At 74.1% G+C, this 14,565-nt stretch carries 17 protein-coding genes; 7 read left to right on the top strand and 10 right to left on the bottom strand.

The window, feature by feature from the left end:
- Nucleotides 1–39 precede the first annotated feature (39 nt).
- Together JD78_RS17975 and JD78_RS17970 are read right to left on the bottom strand one after the other, a co-directional pair.
- Nucleotides 40–1,056, bottom strand: coding sequence for a 1-aminocyclopropane-1-carboxylate deaminase (locus JD78_RS17975; protein ID WP_153361298.1), 1,017 nt, complete (start codon nucleotides 1,054–1,056; stop codon nucleotides 40–42).
- Complete coding sequence (locus JD78_RS17970; RefSeq protein ID WP_208104145.1) at nucleotides 1,046–1,699, bottom strand: GntR family transcriptional regulator; 654 nt, start codon at nucleotides 1,697–1,699, stop codon at nucleotides 1,046–1,048. Before JD78_RS17970 ends, JD78_RS17975 begins: the two co-directional genes overlap by 11 nt.
- A gap of 109 nt (nucleotides 1,700–1,808) precedes the next feature.
- On the opposite strand from JD78_RS17970, the gene JD78_RS17965 reads away from it, so the two are divergent.
- On the top strand, nucleotides 1,809–2,246 hold the full coding sequence (locus JD78_RS17965; protein WP_153362703.1) for a rhodanese-like domain-containing protein: 438 nt from the start codon (nucleotides 1,809–1,811) through the stop codon (nucleotides 2,244–2,246).
- Between the two features lie 3 nt (nucleotides 2,247–2,249).
- Here JD78_RS17965 and JD78_RS17960 read toward each other — a convergent pair whose 3' ends face one another.
- Nucleotides 2,250–2,603: a winged helix-turn-helix transcriptional regulator gene (locus JD78_RS17960; protein WP_153362704.1), complete on the bottom strand. Its 354-nt coding sequence runs from the start codon at nucleotides 2,601–2,603 to the stop codon at nucleotides 2,250–2,252.
- 103 nt (nucleotides 2,604–2,706) lie between these two features.
- Between JD78_RS17960 and JD78_RS17955 the strand changes: the two genes are divergently transcribed.
- Nucleotides 2,707–3,360 carry an FMN-dependent NADH-azoreductase gene (locus JD78_RS17955; RefSeq protein WP_166521279.1) on the top strand — a complete coding sequence of 218 codons (654 nt, stop codon included), beginning with the start codon at nucleotides 2,707–2,709 and terminating at the stop codon, nucleotides 3,358–3,360.
- Nucleotides 3,361–3,399: 39 nt separating this feature from the next.
- On the opposite strand, the gene JD78_RS17950 is transcribed toward JD78_RS17955, so the two are convergent.
- The 4 genes from JD78_RS17950 to JD78_RS17935 are packed head-to-tail and all read right to left on the bottom strand — an operon-like array spanning nucleotide 3,400 to nucleotide 7,476.
- Nucleotides 3,400–4,170: a GntR family transcriptional regulator gene (locus tag JD78_RS17950; protein WP_208104143.1), complete on the bottom strand. Its 771-nt coding sequence runs from the start codon at nucleotides 4,168–4,170 to the stop codon at nucleotides 3,400–3,402.
- Nucleotides 4,171–4,192: 22 nt separating this feature from the next.
- Nucleotides 4,193–4,990 carry a glucosamine-6-phosphate deaminase gene (gene nagB / locus JD78_RS17945; RefSeq protein ID WP_166521278.1) on the bottom strand — a complete coding sequence of 266 codons (798 nt, stop codon included), beginning with the start codon at nucleotides 4,988–4,990 and terminating at the stop codon, nucleotides 4,193–4,195.
- Nucleotides 4,991–4,993: 3 nt separating this feature from the next.
- Nucleotides 4,994–6,148, bottom strand: a complete 1,155-nt coding sequence (locus JD78_RS17940) for an N-acetylglucosamine-6-phosphate deacetylase (protein WP_208104142.1) — start codon at nucleotides 6,146–6,148, stop codon at nucleotides 4,994–4,996.
- Nucleotides 6,149–6,171: 23 nt separating this feature from the next.
- Complete coding sequence (locus JD78_RS17935) at nucleotides 6,172–7,476, bottom strand: PTS transporter subunit EIIC (RefSeq protein WP_153362522.1); 1,305 nt, start codon at nucleotides 7,474–7,476, stop codon at nucleotides 6,172–6,174.
- A gap of 212 nt (nucleotides 7,477–7,688) precedes the next feature.
- Here JD78_RS17935 and JD78_RS17930 point away from each other — a divergent pair, with 212 nt between their 5' ends.
- On the top strand, nucleotides 7,689–7,919 hold the full coding sequence (locus JD78_RS17930; RefSeq protein ID WP_153362521.1) for a PTS sugar transporter subunit IIB: 231 nt from the start codon (nucleotides 7,689–7,691) through the stop codon (nucleotides 7,917–7,919).
- On the top strand, nucleotides 7,916–8,386 hold the full coding sequence (locus JD78_RS17925; protein WP_153362520.1) for a PTS sugar transporter subunit IIA: 471 nt from the start codon (nucleotides 7,916–7,918) through the stop codon (nucleotides 8,384–8,386). The genes JD78_RS17930 and JD78_RS17925 overlap by 4 nt, the downstream gene beginning before the upstream one ends.
- A 101-nt stretch (nucleotides 8,387–8,487) precedes the next feature.
- Here the strand turns inward: JD78_RS17925 and JD78_RS17920 are convergent, their stop codons facing one another.
- A complete protein-coding gene (locus tag JD78_RS17920) occupies nucleotides 8,488–9,105 on the bottom strand; it encodes an ATP-dependent Clp protease proteolytic subunit (RefSeq protein WP_438861324.1) in 618 nt (205 codons plus the stop codon).
- Nucleotides 9,106–9,276: 171 nt separating this feature from the next.
- Here JD78_RS17920 and JD78_RS17915 point away from each other — a divergent pair, with 171 nt between their 5' ends.
- A complete protein-coding gene (locus JD78_RS17915) occupies nucleotides 9,277–9,885 on the top strand; it encodes a GNAT family N-acetyltransferase (RefSeq protein WP_153362519.1) in 609 nt (202 codons plus the stop codon).
- 210 nt (nucleotides 9,886–10,095) lie between these two features.
- Nucleotides 10,096–11,385: an Nramp family divalent metal transporter gene (locus JD78_RS17910; RefSeq protein WP_166521277.1), complete on the top strand. Its 1,290-nt coding sequence runs from the start codon at nucleotides 10,096–10,098 to the stop codon at nucleotides 11,383–11,385.
- A gap of 43 nt (nucleotides 11,386–11,428) precedes the next feature.
- Here JD78_RS17910 and JD78_RS17905 read toward each other — a convergent pair whose 3' ends face one another.
- Nucleotides 11,429–13,024, bottom strand: a complete 1,596-nt coding sequence (locus JD78_RS17905; RefSeq protein ID WP_166521276.1) for a methyl-accepting chemotaxis protein — start codon at nucleotides 13,022–13,024, stop codon at nucleotides 11,429–11,431.
- 318 nt (nucleotides 13,025–13,342) lie between these two features.
- Here JD78_RS17905 and JD78_RS17900 point away from each other — a divergent pair, with 318 nt between their 5' ends.
- Nucleotides 13,343–13,894, top strand: a complete 552-nt coding sequence (locus JD78_RS17900; RefSeq protein WP_153362543.1) for a dihydrofolate reductase family protein — start codon at nucleotides 13,343–13,345, stop codon at nucleotides 13,892–13,894.
- Here JD78_RS17900 and JD78_RS17895 read toward each other — a convergent pair.
- Nucleotides 13,873–14,544: a hypothetical protein gene (locus tag JD78_RS17895; RefSeq protein ID WP_153362544.1), complete on the bottom strand. Its 672-nt coding sequence runs from the start codon at nucleotides 14,542–14,544 to the stop codon at nucleotides 13,873–13,875. The two genes, JD78_RS17900 and JD78_RS17895, sit on opposite strands and share 22 nt — an antisense overlap.
- Nucleotides 14,545–14,565 lie beyond the last annotated feature (21 nt).

The following is a 14,565-nucleotide window of genomic DNA, read 5'->3' as shown; positions in this document are numbered from 1 at the left end:
GTAGCACTTGTGCTACCAGATGGACCCGCGCCGGCGAAGTCAGGAGAACAGCGCGCTGTAGCCGTTCAGCGCCGGCTGGCCGCCGAGGTGGGCGTAGAGCACGGTCGACGAGGGATCGATCTCGCGGCGGCCGACCAGGTCGATCGTCGCGGCCATCGACTTCCCCTCGTAGACCGGGTCGGTGACCATGCCCTCGGTGCGGGCGGCCAGCTCCATCGCGGCGATCGTCGTGGCGTCCGGGATGCCGTAGGTGCCCGCGTGGTACCGCTCGTCGAGCTCGACGTCGTCGAGGGAGAGGTCCCGCTGCACGCCGATGGCCCGCGCCGTCCGCTGGGCGATGCGCAGCACCTGGTCCCGCGTCTCGGCCGGCTTGGCCGAGGCGTCGATGCCGAGCACCCGGCGCGGCCGGGCACCCTGCTCCTCCAGCTGGGCGAACCCGGCGACCATCCCGGCCTGGGTGGAGCCGGTCACCGAGCAGACGACGACGGTGTCGAAGAAGACCCCGAGCTCGGCCTCCTGCGCGGCCACCTCGTGCGCCCAGTTCGCGAAGCCGTGCCCGCCGAGCGGGTGGTCCGACGCCCCGGCCGGGATCGGGTAGGGCTTCCCGCCGCGCGCCTCGATCTCGGCGAGCGCCGCCTCCCAGCTCTCCTTGAACCCGATGCCGAACCCGGCCTTCACCAGCCGCACGTCGGCGCCGGCCAGCCGGGAGATGAGGATGTTGCCGACCTTGTCGTAGACGGCGTCCGGCCAGTCGACCCAGCTCTCCTGCACCAGCACGCACCGCAGGCCGACCCGGGCCGCGACCGCGGCGACCTGACGGGTGTGGTTGCTCTGCACCCCGCCGATGGAGACGAGCGTGTCGCAGCCCTGGGCGAGGGCGTCGGCGACCAGGTACTCCAGCTTGCGGGTCTTGTTCCCGCCGAACGCGATGCCGGAGTTCACGTCCTCCCGCTTCGCCCAGACGGCCGCACCACCCAGGTGCGCGGTCAGCCGGTCCAGCCGGTGCACCGGCGAGGGCCCGAACAGCAGCGGGAAGCGGGGGAAGTCACTCAACATCGTCGTCCTCCAGTTCGGACAGCAGCGCCGTCCAGATCTCGGTGGTGGTGGTGACGGCGCCGGCGACGTCCCCGGCCGCGCAGGCGGCGATCAGGCGGTCGTGCAGGGCGACCGACTCCCGGCCGTGGGCCGCGGCGAACCGCTGCCGCTCCAGCCGCCGCACCGCCGGGGTGAACCGGTCGACCGTCGCCTGCACGGCGCCGTTGCCGCACCGGGTCAGCAGCACCCGGTGCAGCTCGTCGTCAGCGGCCAGCGCGGCGGGGAGGTCGCCGGCGGCCACGGCCGCGGCGAACCGGGCGTTGGCGGTGCGCATCGCGGCGACGTCGTCGGCCGTCGTGCGACCGGCGGCCTCGCGGGTGGCGAGCTCGTGCATGGCCCGGACGACGACGGCGGCGTCGCGCACCTGCCCGGCGTCCAGCGGGGTGACCCGGGTGTGGCTCTGCGGTTTGGCCTCGATCAGGCCCTCGTCGGCCAGCCGGGCCAGCGCGGTGCGCACCGGGGCGACCGACAGCCCCAGCCGGGTGGCGAGCTCGGCGTCCTTGACGACGGCGCCGGGCGGGAGCTCGCCGCTGACGATCGCGGCCCGGATCAGCGTGGCCGCCTGGTCGCGCAGCAGCAGGCGGGGCACCGGACCGATCGACACGCCTGACATCTGACATTTCAGTTGCCCGTCGTGTCAAGGGCTGGATCGCTGCGCTACCCGGCAGTCCAGGGTCTGGGCGGCCGGGCCGGCCGACGCCAGCATCGAGGACATGGACTGGACGACCCCGCCCGCGGACGCCGCCGCCCACTTCGCCCACCGGTTGGCCGTGGAGACCGACGTCTCCGACGTCCACGCCGCGCTGGAGTCCGGCCGGCCCGGGTTCGTGCTGCTGGACAGCCGCAGCGCCGAGTCGTGGGCCCAGGGGCGCGTGCCGGGAGCGGTGCACGTGCCCGGCCGGGAGATCGCCGACCGCGCAGCCGAGCTGGACCGGTCCGTCCCGGTGGTGACCTACTGCTGGGGCCCGGGCTGCAACGGCGCCACCCGGGCCGCCCTGACGTTGGCCACCCTCGGCTTCCGGGTGCGGGAGATGATCGGCGGGTTCGAGTACTGGGCCCGCGAGGGCCTGCCGGTCGAGACCGCCGACGGGGTGGCCCGCCCGGCGATCGACCCGTTGACCGCGCCGGCTGGGATCAGCTGCGGCTGCTGACGCTCAGCAGTTCCCGGTGCACTCGCGCTCGGGGAGGCTCTCCCGCGCCCAGGTGGTCAACTGCTCGAGCACCGGCCGCAGGGCAGTCCCGGCCTCGGTGAGCTGGTAGCTGACCGCGACCGGCGGCCCCTCGTCGACGTTGCGCTGCACCAGCCCCGCGCCGGCCAGCTCGGTCAGCCGGTCGGACAGCACCGAGTCGCTGATCCCGCCCACCGCGCGGCGGAGGCCGCTGAAGGTCGCCGGGCCGCCGGCCAGCACGCCGATGATCAGACCGTTCCAGCGCTTGCCGAGGAAGCCGAACGCGCGAGCGAGGGCGCGATCACACGCCTCCGGCTCGTGCAGCGCGTCCTCGGTCACGGGTGCAGCGTAGTCCGGCACACCACTAGGCACTTCTCAAATCGAAGTGCTAGCTTTCCCGAAGTGCTAGCAATCGGCTAGCTACTAGCCATAGGGGAGTGCCATGTCTCTGTTCCGTCTGGACGCCAGCATCCGGGTCGAGGGGTCGGCCAGTCGCGCGATCGCGGACATCGTCGAGCGCGAGTGGCGGGCCGGGAACCCCGACGCCCCCGTCACCCGCCGGCACGTCGGCACCGAACCGCTGCCTGCCAGCGCCTGGGGCGCCGCAGTCGCCGGCTCCTACCTCCCCGCCGACCAGCGGACCCCCGAGCAGGCCGACGCCCTGGCCCTGGCCGCGACGCTCACCGACGAGCTCGTCGACGCCGAGGCCCTCCTGCTGGCCGTCCCGCTGTACAACTTCGGGGTCTCCCAGCACGTCAAGACCTGGGTCGACCTGGTCATCACCGACCCCCGGATGGGCCCGCGGGCCGAGCCGCCGCTGGCCGGGAAGCCCGCCGTGCTCGCCGTCGTCCGCGGCGGCAACTACAGCGCCGGCACCCCGCGTGAGGGCTGGGACCACGCCACCGCGTGGCTCCGGCGGATCCTGGCCGACGTCTGGCAGCTGGACCTCCGGGTGGTGGAGCGGGAGTTCACCCTGGTGGGGGTCAATCCCGCCCTGGACGCCTTCACCGACCTGGCCGCCGAGCTGAAGGCGACCGCCGAGCACGAGGCCGCCGAGCACGGCCGGCTGCTCAGCAGCGCCCGCGCCGCCGCCTGAGCTGGGCCGCTCCCGGCTCAGCGCCGCGCCGGGGACCGCTCAGCCCGCGCCCAGCTGCACGGTCATCGCCACCTCGTACCGGTCGCCGCGGTAGGTCGACAGCGCGTGCTCGACCGGCCGCCCGGCGCTGTAGGAGATCCGGTCGAAGACCAGCACCGGTCGCCCCGCCGGCAGCCCGAGCAGCACGGCGTCCGCCCGGCCGGCCTCGTCGGCCCGCACCGTCTGCTCGGCGCTGTCGATCGTGCAGCCGTAGCGCTCGGCCAGCAGGGTGTAGACCGAGCCGGTCAGGTCCTGGACGTCCAGGTCCGGGGCGAGCGAGGCGGCGTACCAGGCGTCGTCGATCGACATGGGCTGCTCGTCGGCCAGCCGCAGCCGCCGCAGGTGCCACGCGGGCTCCCCCGGCGCCAGCTCCAGTGCCCGGCGGGTCGCCGGCGGCGGGACGGTGCGCGCCAGCTCCAGCACCGCGGTGCCGGGACGCAGGCCGAGCCGGCGCATGTCCTCGTGGAAGGACGCCAGGTGCAGCCGCGACCGCGCCGTCCGCTCGGCCACGAACGTGCCCTTGCCGCGCACCCGCACCAGCACGCCCTCGCTGACCAGCTGACCGATCGCCTCACGCACGGTGATCCGGCTGACCCCGTGCTCGATGCACAACTGCCGTTCACCGGGCAGCGGCGCCCCGGCCGGCAGCCGGGCGGCGAGCTCGGTGAGCCGGGCACGCAGCTGCTCGTGCTTGGGGACGACGCCGTGCGTGATGTGGCCGTGGATGACGTGGCCCTCGGCGGTGCGGCCGTCAGTGGTCAGGTCCGTCACGGCCGCGATGCTCCCAGCCCGGTCACCAGCCCTGCTGCGGCAGCTTGTGCCCCAGCACGTACCGGTAGTAGTCCGCCCGGCTCAGCCGGGACCCGGCTGCCTCGTCGACGACGACGGTGACGTGCGGGTGCAGCTGGAGCACCGACCCCGGGCACGACGCGGTCACCGGCCCCTCGACCGCCGCGGCGACCGCGTCGGCCTTGTGCTCGCCGGTCGCCACCAGCACCAGGTGGTCGGCGTCGAGGATGGTGCCCAGCCCCTGGGTGATCACGTGCCGGGGCACGGCGGCGACGTCGTCGCCGAAGAACCGGGCGTTGTCCTGCCGGGTCTGCTCGGTCAGCGTCTTCAGCCGGGTGCGGCTGGCCAGGGACGACCCGGGCTCGTTGAAGCCGAGGTGCCCGTTGGCGCCGATGCCCAGCACCTGCACCGCCACCGAGCCGGCCGCCCGCAGCTGCGCCTCGTACTCCCGCGCCGCCCGCAGCGGGTCCGGCGCCGCGCCGTCCGGGCCGTGCACCACGGCCGGGTCCAGCCCCAGGGCGTCGGTGAGCTCCCGGCGGATCACCTCGCGGTAGGACTCCGGGTGCCCGGCGGGCAGGCCGACGTACTCGTCGAGCAGGAACGCCTGCACCCCGGTGAGGTCCAGACCCTCCTCGGCGTGCCGGCGCAGCAGCTCCCGGTAGGCCAGCAGCGGGGACGAGCCGGTGGCCAGCCCCAGCACCACGGGCCCGCCCCGGGCCAGCGCGGCGAGCACCGACCCGGCGACGGCGTCGGCGACCACCCGCCCGCAGTCCTCGGGGGTGGGCAGCAGCACGACCTCCACGGCTCAGCGCTCCTCTCGGGTCACCCACGCGCCGGCCCGCAGGACGGCGGTGGGGATCAGGTCCAGGTCGGTGACGAGCACGTCGGCCCGCCGGCCGGCGGCCAGCTCGCCGACATCCTCCCGGCCGAGCAGCCGGGCCGGGGTGACGGCAGCGGAACGGACGGCGTCGGCCAGGGGGACGCCGGCGGCCACGGTGCGCCGGACGACGTCCACCAGCCGCGCCGTCCCGCCGGCGATCGCGCCGGAGCCGCCCGCCAGCCGGGCCACGCCGTCGCGCACCGCCACCGGCAGCGAGCCGAGGTGGTAGCTGCCGTCGGCCATCCCGGCGGCGGCCATCGCGTCGGTGACCAGCGCGATCGCGTCCGGCCCGACGAGGTCAAACAGCATCGCGACGGTCTCCGGGGCCAGGTGCACGCCGTCGGCGATCACCTCGAGCACCAGCTCGCCGCGGGCGGCGGCGGCGAGGCAGGCGCCGACCGGTCCGGGGGCGCGGGACAGCAGCGGCGGCATGCCGTTGAACAGGTGGGTGGCCGACACCCGCCCGGTACGGGCAGCGTCCCGGACCGCGGCCGTCACGGTGGCCGCGTCGGCGTCGGTGTGCCCGAAGCTCGGCAGGGCGCCGTGCTCGCGCAGGACGGCGACGAGCTCGGCGGCGTGCGGGGTCTCCGGGGCCAGGGTCATCGCGGCCACGGTGCCCGGGCTGCCCGCGAGCAGCTCGCGCAGCGCGGCCGGGTTCCCGGGCACCAGGGCCGCCGGGTCCTGGGCGCCGCAGCGGGCGGTGGAGAGGAACGGCCCCTCCAGGTGCACCCCGGCCACTTCCCCGGCGGCGACCAGTGGCGCCAGGGTGGCCAGCCGGTCGCGCAGCACGGGCAGTGGGGCCGAGACCAGGCTGGCCAGCAGCGTCGTCGTCCCGTGGGCCCGGTGGTGGGCGGCCGCGGCGCGGGCACCTGCGGCGTCGCCGTCCGGGAAGCCGTGCCCGGCGGCGCCGTGGCAGTGCACGTCGACCAGGCCGGGCAGCAGCACCCGGCCCGGCGCGGGCGGGGGCAGCTGACCGGGGAAGTCGGCGGCCGGGCCGGCGAAGTCGATCCGGTCCCCGGCGACGGCGACGACGCCGTCCTCGACCACCGTCGCCCCGGTGACCAGCCGGCCCCGCAGCACGGGGCCGACCGGCTCGGTGGCGGTCAGGATGGCGGACGCTCCTCCAGTGCCGCACCGGCGACCTGGGGCGGCGCGGTGGCCGCGCCCGCCTCGACCGGGGTGTCGGGGGTGGGCTCGGCGTCCGCGGCCTCCTCCTCACGGCCCGGCGTCTTCAGGTTCCACCTGCGGATCACGAAGCGGAACAGCACGTAGTAGATCGCCGCGTAGACCAGGCCGATCGGGATCAGCCAGAGCGGGTTGGTCGCCTTGCCGAAGTTGAGGGCGTAGTCGATGAACCCGGCGGAGAAGATGAACCCGTCGTGGATCCCGAGCGCGTTGGTCAGCGCCAGCGAGGTGCCGGTGAGCACCGCGTGCACGATGTACAGCGGCCAGGCGACGAACAGGAAGCTGAACTCCAGCGGCTCGGTGATGCCGGTGAGGAACGCGGTCAGCGCGGTGGAGACCATGATCCCGCCGACGACCTTGCGCTGCTCGGGACGGGCCTCGTGCCAGATGGCCATCGCCGCGGCCGGCAGCGCGAACATCATGATCGGGAAGAAGCCGGTCATGAACGTGCCGGCGTCGGGGTCACCGGCGAAGAACCGGGTGATGTCGCCGTGCACGATCTCGCCGCCGGCGGTCTCGTAGTCGCCGAGCACGAACCAGACCACCGAGTTCAGGATGTGGTGCAGACCCAGCGGGATGAGCAGCCGGTTGACCGTCCCGAAGATGCCACCGCCGACCACGGTGTTGCCGTCGACGGCCTCGCCCAGGTTGGTCAGCGCGGCGTCGAAGACGCCGTAGACCAGCGACATCAGGCAGGCCACGACCGTCATCGTCACCGCGGTGATGATCGGGACGAACCGCCGGCCGCCGAAGAACGCCAGGTAGGTGGGCAGCTTGACCCGGTAGAACCGCTGCCACAGCATCGCGGTCAGCAGGCCGACGACGATGCCGCCGAGCACCCCGAAGTTGATCAGCTCCTGCGTCTCGCCCTCCGCCGGCTCGCCCAGCACGATGGGGCTCAGCGCCTCGAAGACGTTGGAGAGCACCAGGTAGCCGACGACGGCGGCCAGTGCGGTCGATCCGTCGGCCTTCTTCGCCCAGCCGATCGCGATGCCGACGGCGAAGATCAGCGGCAGGTTGTCGAACAGCGCGCCGCCGGCGGCGGCGAGCACGGCGGCGACGGTCTCCAGCGCGCTGAACCGGCCGAGCAGGTCGTCCTGCCCCAGCCGCAGCAGGATGCCCGCGGCCGGGAGCGCGGCGATCGGCAGCATCAGGCTGCGACCCAGGCGTTGCAGGCCACCGAGCCCACGGACGCCGGTGGGGGGTGCGGTCAGGAAGCTCATCAGCTCGTCTCCGGGGCGCGGGCGGGTCCGTTCACCGGTCGTTCCCTCGGGTGCCGGGTTGCCGGTACCGTCCGGTCATGACCAGTTGCCCGGGGAGGATGGCGGGCGCCGCGGAGAGCTGTCAACACCCTGGACAGCGCGTCACGTGGCCGCTTGGCTGACCGATCCGGACCGGCACCAGCGCGGCCTGCGGGCCGCGGGGAGGAGCACACGTGGGCAAGGCGGAGCAGATCGTCGCCGGGCTGGGCGGCGCGGCCAACATCGACGAGGTCGAGGGCTGCATCACCCGGCTGCGCACCGAGGTCAAGGACCCGTCGCTGGTCGACCAGGCCGCACTGAAGGCCGCCGGCGCGCACGGGGTCGTGGTGGCCGGCAGCGTCGTCCAGGTGGTCGTCGGCCCGGAGGCCGACTCGCTGGCCGACGACGTCAACGACCTGTTGTGAGCTCCCTCGTCGTCACCGCCCCGCTGCCCGGCCGGCTGCTGCCGATCGACCAGGTCCCCGACCCGGTCTTCGCCGGCTCGCTGGTCGGCGCCGGGGTGGCGGTCGACCCGGCACCGGACGCCGGCCTCGTCGACGCCGTCGCACCGGTCTCCGGTCGGCTGCTCAAGGTGCACCCGCACGCCTTCATCGTGCTGACCCCCGCGGGTCAGGGCGTGCTGGTGCACCTGGGGATCGACACGGTGAAGCTGGCCGGGGCGCCGTTCACCGTGCACGTCACCGAGGGCGACGACGTCGCCGCCGGCGACCGGGTGACCACGATGGACGTCGCCGCCGTGCGGGCGGCGGGGCTGTCACCGGTCACCCCGGTCGTGGTGATGGACGCCCCCGCGGAGACGGTGCCCGAGGTCGCCGCCGGGACGCCGGTGGCCGTCGGGGACACGCTGTTCACCTGGACAGCCGCGGCCTGACCGGGCCGCCGTCGCGCCGACTGGTCATGTGCGGTCGTCGACACGGCGCGACGCGCCGCGGCGGGCGACCAGGACTGCACACTCGCCGCCGGACGGCCCGGTCAGCGGGGTGGCAGCGCGCTCTCGTCCGGGAGGACGTGGTCGACCAGGCCGTAGGCCTGGGCCTCGGCCGGGGAGAACCAGCGGTCGCGCTCGGAGTCCCGGGCGATCTGCTCGACGTCCTGCCCCGAGTGCTCCGCCTGCAGCTCGTTCACCTGCTGCTTGAGCTGGCGGAGCATCTCGGCCTGGATGGTGATGTCCGCGGCGGTCCCCCGCAGCCCGGCGCTCGGCTGGTGCATGAGGATCCGGGTGTGCGGCAAGGTGTAGCGCTTGCCTGCAGTCCCGGCGGTGACCAGGAACTGGCCCATCGAGGCGGCCATGCCCATCGCGTACGTGGCGACGTCGCAGTCGACGAACCGCATGGTGGCGTAGACGGCCAGCCCGGCCATCACCGAGCCACCCGGTGAGTTCACGTACAGGTGGATGTCGCGGGTCGGGTCCTCGGCCGAGAGCAGCAGCATCTGCGCGCACAGCTCGTTGGCGATCACGTCGTCCACCTCGCGGCCGAGGAACACGATGCGCTCGCGCATCAGCCGCTCGTAGACGGCGTCGCCGAGCGTCGTCGCGGTCGGGGCGGCGGTGCTCATCGTGATCGGGAAGGGCGTGCCGGGAATGGTCATCGGAATTCCTCTCGAGCGTTCGGCGGGAAATGACTCGAGCCAAGCAGGAATGCACACCGTGCGACCCGCGGAAATGGCGCATTGCGCGGTCAGCGCATTTCTTGTGCTGTGCGCGAATGGGACGTGACGTGCGCGGGGGTCGCCGGGACGGGCCCGTGGTCTGATCGACCGGTGAGCACTCCCCCCGTCGTCCGGCGCGCGACCCGTTCCGACGTCCCGCGGCTGGCGGCGACCCTGGCCATGGCCTACCCCGACTACCGGTGGACCTCCTGGGCGCTGCCCGAGGACGGCCGCACCCAGCGGCTGTCCCGCTGGGCCGAGCTGTGGGGCGCGCTGGTGCCGGTGCTGGCCGAGACCGCCTGGGTCACCGACGACGTCGCCGCGGCCGCCGCCTGGGTCGCCCCGGACGCGCCGCCGCACGCCGCTGATCTGCAGGCGGTCATCGACCGCGACCTGCCCCGGGTGTTCGGCGCCCGCCAGCCGGTGGTGCTGGCCAGCGAGCGGCTCGGTGCGCTGGGCCGGCCGGACGAGCCGCACTGGTGGCTGCACGCCGTCGGCACCCGCCCGGCCGCCCGGCACCAGGGGCTGGGCGCGGCCGTGCTGCAGCCGGTGCTCGACCGCTGCGACGCCGACGGGGTGCCGGCCGCGGCGACGGTCTACACCTCCACCGTCGTCCGCTGGCTGCAGCGGTCCGGGTTCGCCGTCACGCACTCGACCCGCACGGCGGTCGACCACGAGCTGCCGATCTGGACGCTGGTCCGCCAGCCCCTCCGCGCCTGACCCCTCTCCAGGTTTCGGCGCCGAAACCTGGGCGGGTTTCGGCGCCGAAACCTGGCCGGGTTTCGGCGCCGAAACCTGGGCGGGTGCGTGGGGACGACGGGCAGGCAAGGCTGACCTGACCCCCGGGGGCCACAGGTCGGCCCGCATGGCCCCCACAGGTCGGGCAGAGCAGGAGAGACCGCCCCGCCCCACCGCCCTCGTGAGGTCCCCGTGTTCCTGTCGAAGACCGAGGCCGCCGTCCTCACCAGCACGCTGCCGCACGCCCGGCCCCCGGCGCCGCCGCAGACCAAGCGCCGGCTGTGGCCGATGCTCGGCCCGGCGTTCGTGGCCGCCGTCGCCTACGTCGACCCCGGCAACTTCGCCACGAACTTCACCGGCGGCGCCTCGTTCGGCTACACGCTGCTGTGGGTGATCGTCGCCGCGAACCTGATGGCGATGCTCATCCAGGCGCTCACCGCGAAGCTGGGCCTGGCGACCGGCCGCGACCTGGCCACCAACTGCCGCGAGCGGCTGCCCCGGCCGGTCACCTGGGGGCTGTGGGCGCAGGCCGAGGCCGTGGCCATCGCCACCGACCTCGCCGAGATCGTCGGCGGCGCGGTCGCGCTGAACCTGCTGTTCGGGGTGCCGCTGCCCGTCGGCGGGCTGATCACCGCCGTCGTCGCCTTCGTGCTGCTGGCCGCCCAGTCCCGCGGCTACCGGCCCTTCGAGCGGGTGATCGCCGGGCTGCTGCTGGTGATCGGTGGCGGCTTCGCCTACACGCTGATCGGCTCCGGGGTCGACCCCGCCGGCGTCGCCTCCGGCCTGGTGCCCAGCTTCTCCGGCAGCGAGAGCCTGCTGCTGGCCACCGGCATCCTCGGCGCCACCGTCATGCCGCACGTCATCTACGTGCACTCCGCGCTCACCCCGGGCCGCTACGGCGACGTCGTCACCGAGGGGCGCACCCAGCGTGGCCGCGGGCGGCTGCTGCGCGCGCAGCGGATCGACGTCCTGGTCGCCATGGGCCTGGCCGGGCTGGTCAACGCCGCGATGCTGATCATCGCGGCCCAGCTGTTCACCGCCGGCGACGGCATCGAGTCCCTGGAGAGCGTGCACGCCGGCCTGGGCGACCAGCTCGGTGGCGGGGCGGCGCTGGCCTTCGCCGTCGCCCTGCTCGCCGCCGGGTTCGCCAGCTCCTCGGTCGGTACGCACGCCGGGCAGGTCGTGATGGCCGGGTTCCTGCGCAAGCACATCCCCGTCCTGCTCCGCCGGCTGATCACCCTCGCCCCCGCCCTGCTGGTGCTGGGCCTGGGCGGCGACCCGACGACGGCGCTGGTGTGGTCGCAGGTGGTGCTCTGCTTCGGGATCCCGTTCGCGCTGGTGCCGTTGCTGTGGCTGACCAGCCGACGCGACCTGATGGGCGCCTGGGTCAACCGCCGGCGCACCACGCTGGTGGGCTCGGTCGTCGCCACGCTGATCATCAGCCTCAACGGCTACCTGCTCGTCGACCTCGTCCTCGGGTGACGCCTCGGCCGGCCCGCGAGTGCAGGCCGGCCGAGGACCGTCGTCACCAGGTGAAGCGGCCCACCGTGGCGCGCAGGTCGCTGGCCATCCGGGACAGCTCGTCGACCGCCTGCCGGGTCTGCCCCAGCGCCTGGTTCGTCGAGCCCGCCGCCGCGGACACCCCGGTGATGTTCCGGGCGATCTCGGTGCTCCCGCCGGCAGCCTCCTGGATCGACCGCGACATCTCGTTGGTGGTGGCCGTCTGCTCCTCCACCGCGCTGGCGATCGTCAGCTGGAAGTCGTTGATGCTGCCGATGACCTCGCTGATCCGGCCGATCGCCGCCACCGCACCCGAGGTGTCGCCCTGGATCGCCTCCACCCGACGCGCGATGTCCTCCGTCGCCCGGGCCGTCTCCTGCGCCAGCTCCTTCACCTCGTTCGCCACCACCGCGAAGCCCTTGCCCGCCTCACCGGCCCGCGCCGCCTCGATCGTCGCGTTCAGCGCCAGCAGATTCGTCTGCTCCGCGATGCTCGTGATGGCCTTCACCACCGCACCGATCTCCTGCGAGCTCGCGCCCAGCTTCTCGATCGTCTCCGTCGTCGACCGCGCCTCGCTCACCGCCTGCGCCGCCACCCGGGTGGCGTCGTTGACGTTCTGGCTGATCTCCCGGATCGCCGAACCCATCTCATCCGCACCCGCAGCCACGGTCGCCACGCTCCGGGAGACCTCCTCCGCCGCCCCCGACACCACACCCGACTGCGCCGAGGTCTCCTCCGCCGACGCCGAGATCTGCGCCGACGACGCGCTCAGCTCCTCCGACGACGCCGCCACCGCACCGGCCGAACCGGCCACGGACGTCACCAGCGTGCGCAGGCTGAGCACCGCCCCGTCGACGGCGGCTGCCGTGGCACCGACCTCGTCGCGCTGGGTGATGCCCGTCTGGGCGGTCAGGTCGCCGGCGGCCATCGCTGCAGCGACCCGCCGCAGCTGCTGGAGCCCACGGGTGACCGCACCCGCGACGACCAGTCCGGCCAGGCAGGCGAGGAGCACACCGATCACGCAGACGACGACCAGGGTGCGGGTCGCCGAGGAGACGACCTCGCCGTAGCCCGCCCCCTCGGTCAGCACGGCCTCCGCCTCGTCCTTGGCGACGGCCAGAGCCTCCTCGTAGGACTTCCGGAGGTCCCGGGTCTCCCCCATCGCCAGCGTGACGGCGGCGCCGCGATCGGTGGCCAGCAGCGCGAACTCGGCCTCGATGCTGGCCGACCACGCGTCGACGCCGTCCTGCAGCTCACCGAGGGTGGCGAGCTCGTCGGACGTGGCCGCGGCACCTCGCGCGACGTCGAAGAGGCCGCCGATCTTCTCCAGCCGCTCCTGGACCTCCGCGCGGAACTCCTCGTCCCCGGTGAGCAGGTAGCCACGTTCGTCGTTCGCGGTGGCCTTCGCGGTCAGGCCGATGTCGTCCAGCGCGTTCATGTACGGCAGCGACGTGCTGAGCTCCGCCTCGCGCGCGTCCCGGAGTTCACCGAGACGGCTGACGGCCAGAACGCCGACCAGCGCTGCGGTCAACGCCGCCAGACCGACCGCGAGGAGGATCTTCCCCCGGACCGAGCGATCGGCGAACCAGCGACGGGTGACGGGTGTGGCGGCGGATCGCATGGACCTGGTTCTCCTGTCGGGGGTCGGCACCTCCGCCCGGTGCCGACTCGTCGGTGATGGGCGGAGCGGGGGCGGGGAAGGCCGTGCCGGATCTGCAGGGAGAGCATGCGGAGCACGGATCCGCGTCGCGCCCAACCGGGTTGCGTGTCGTCCCCGTCCGAAGAGGAAAGGTGGGCCACCGCACGGCGCGGCCGCCTTGTCGACCCCTGACGCTGGTCGGCCTCGCGCTGGCTGGCACCGATGAGTTCGGTGGCGTGGCGGCGTCCTCCCCGTGACAGCATCCGGCGACCGACCGGGCGACGAGCGAGGGGCAGCACCATGGGCGCACTGCGCGTGCACGAGTTCACCACCGTCGACGGCGTCGTCGACGCACCGATGTGGACGATGGACTACGGGTTCCCCGACGACCTGGCCGCCTCCATCGGTGCGCTGACCGCCCCGGCGCGGGGCATCCTGCTCGGCCGCACCACCTTCGAGATGTTCGCGCCCGCCTGGTCCACCCGCACCGTCGAGGACGACGAAGGCGCCCCCTTCTTCAACGACACCACCAAGTACGTGGTGACCTCGACGCTGACCGACACCGGGTCGGTCTGGCGGAACTCGACCGTGCTGGGCGGCTACGACGCCGACCGGGTCTGCGCGCTCAAGGACGAGGTCGGCGACCTGTACGTCAGCGGCAGCGCCACCCTGGTACGCGCACTGCTCGCCGACGGGCTGGTCGACGAGCTGCACCTCTACGTCTACCCGCTCGCCGTCGGTACCGGCATCCGGCTCTTCGCCGAGGGCACCGCGCAGCCGCTGGCCCTGCTGGGAGCTGAACCGCTGAGCAACGGCGTCGTCCACCTGACCTACGGCCCCGCGGCCGCCTGACGTCCCCGCAGGGGCGTCAGGCCGGGGACGATCTCCCCGGCCTCGGCGAACAGCGGGAAGCGACTGGTCACGCCCCCGCGCGCCAGGGCCTCGTCCGCGCCGCCGGCGGCGTCGACCGCCGAGGTGCGGACCAGGACGTCGAGACCGTCCCCGGCCGGGCGTGCGCCGATGCCGGCGATCAGGTCGGGGTGCGCGCCGATCAGCCTGCTGGCCTCGGCGCGCAGCTCACCGACCGGGAAGCGCGTCTGCTCGACCACGACCTCGATCTCCGGGACACCGGGGTCGTCGACCACGGCCTGCACCGCTGCCGGGAGCCGGCCGTGCCACCGGACGATCAGCTGGGTGCGGTCCCGGCCGATCTCCACGTCCCCGAAGTCCGGGGAGTTCCCGGCCGCGGCGCGCACCCGCTCGATGAGCCCGTACACGTCCATCGACACCGGCGGTAGGGCCAGCTCCTCCAGCAGCTCCGGCGGCAGCGTCTCGGGGAGGGCGGGCGGCTCCTCCGGCATCGGCTCGACCAACACCAGGCCCGGTGGCACGGACGGGTCACCGGGCGACTGCGGCGTCCCCGGGGCGTCCGCGCACCCGGCCAGCGCCATCGCCGCGACGGCCAGGGACATGGCGACCGGCCGGGGACGGCGAGGTGGCATGCCGTGATCATGGCGATCCGG

This window comes from Modestobacter roseus, from assembly GCF_007994135.1.
GTDB lineage: Bacteria > Actinomycetota > Actinomycetes > Mycobacteriales > Geodermatophilaceae > Modestobacter > Modestobacter roseus.
This window is presented reverse-complemented; position numbering and strand designations above follow the sequence as displayed.

Bases quoted from the DNA above. Each gene is read 5' to 3' on its own strand.
- JD78_RS17975 (WP_153361298.1), bottom strand. From the start codon at position 1,056: ATGTTGAGTGACTTCCCCCGCTTCCCGCTGCTGTTCGGGCCCTCGCCG.
- JD78_RS17965 (WP_153362703.1), top strand. From the start codon at position 1,809: ATGGACTGGACGACCCCGCCCGCGGACGCCGCCGCCCACTTCGCCCAC.
- JD78_RS17955 (WP_166521279.1), top strand. From the start codon at position 2,707: ATGTCTCTGTTCCGTCTGGACGCCAGCATCCGGGTCGAGGGGTCGGCC.
- JD78_RS17935 (WP_153362522.1), bottom strand. From the start codon at position 7,476: ATGAGCTTCCTGACCGCACCCCCCACCGGCGTCCGTGGGCTCGGTGGC.
- JD78_RS17920 (WP_438861324.1), bottom strand. From the start codon at position 9,105: ATGACCATTCCCGGCACGCCCTTCCCGATCACGATGAGCACCGCCGCC.
- JD78_RS17905 (WP_166521276.1), bottom strand. From the start codon at position 13,024: ATGCGATCCGCCGCCACACCCGTCACCCGTCGCTGGTTCGCCGATCGC.
- JD78_RS17900 (WP_153362543.1), top strand. From the start codon at position 13,343: ATGGGCGCACTGCGCGTGCACGAGTTCACCACCGTCGACGGCGTCGTC.
- JD78_RS17895 (WP_153362544.1), bottom strand. From the start codon at position 14,544: ATGCCACCTCGCCGTCCCCGGCCGGTCGCCATGTCCCTGGCCGTCGCG.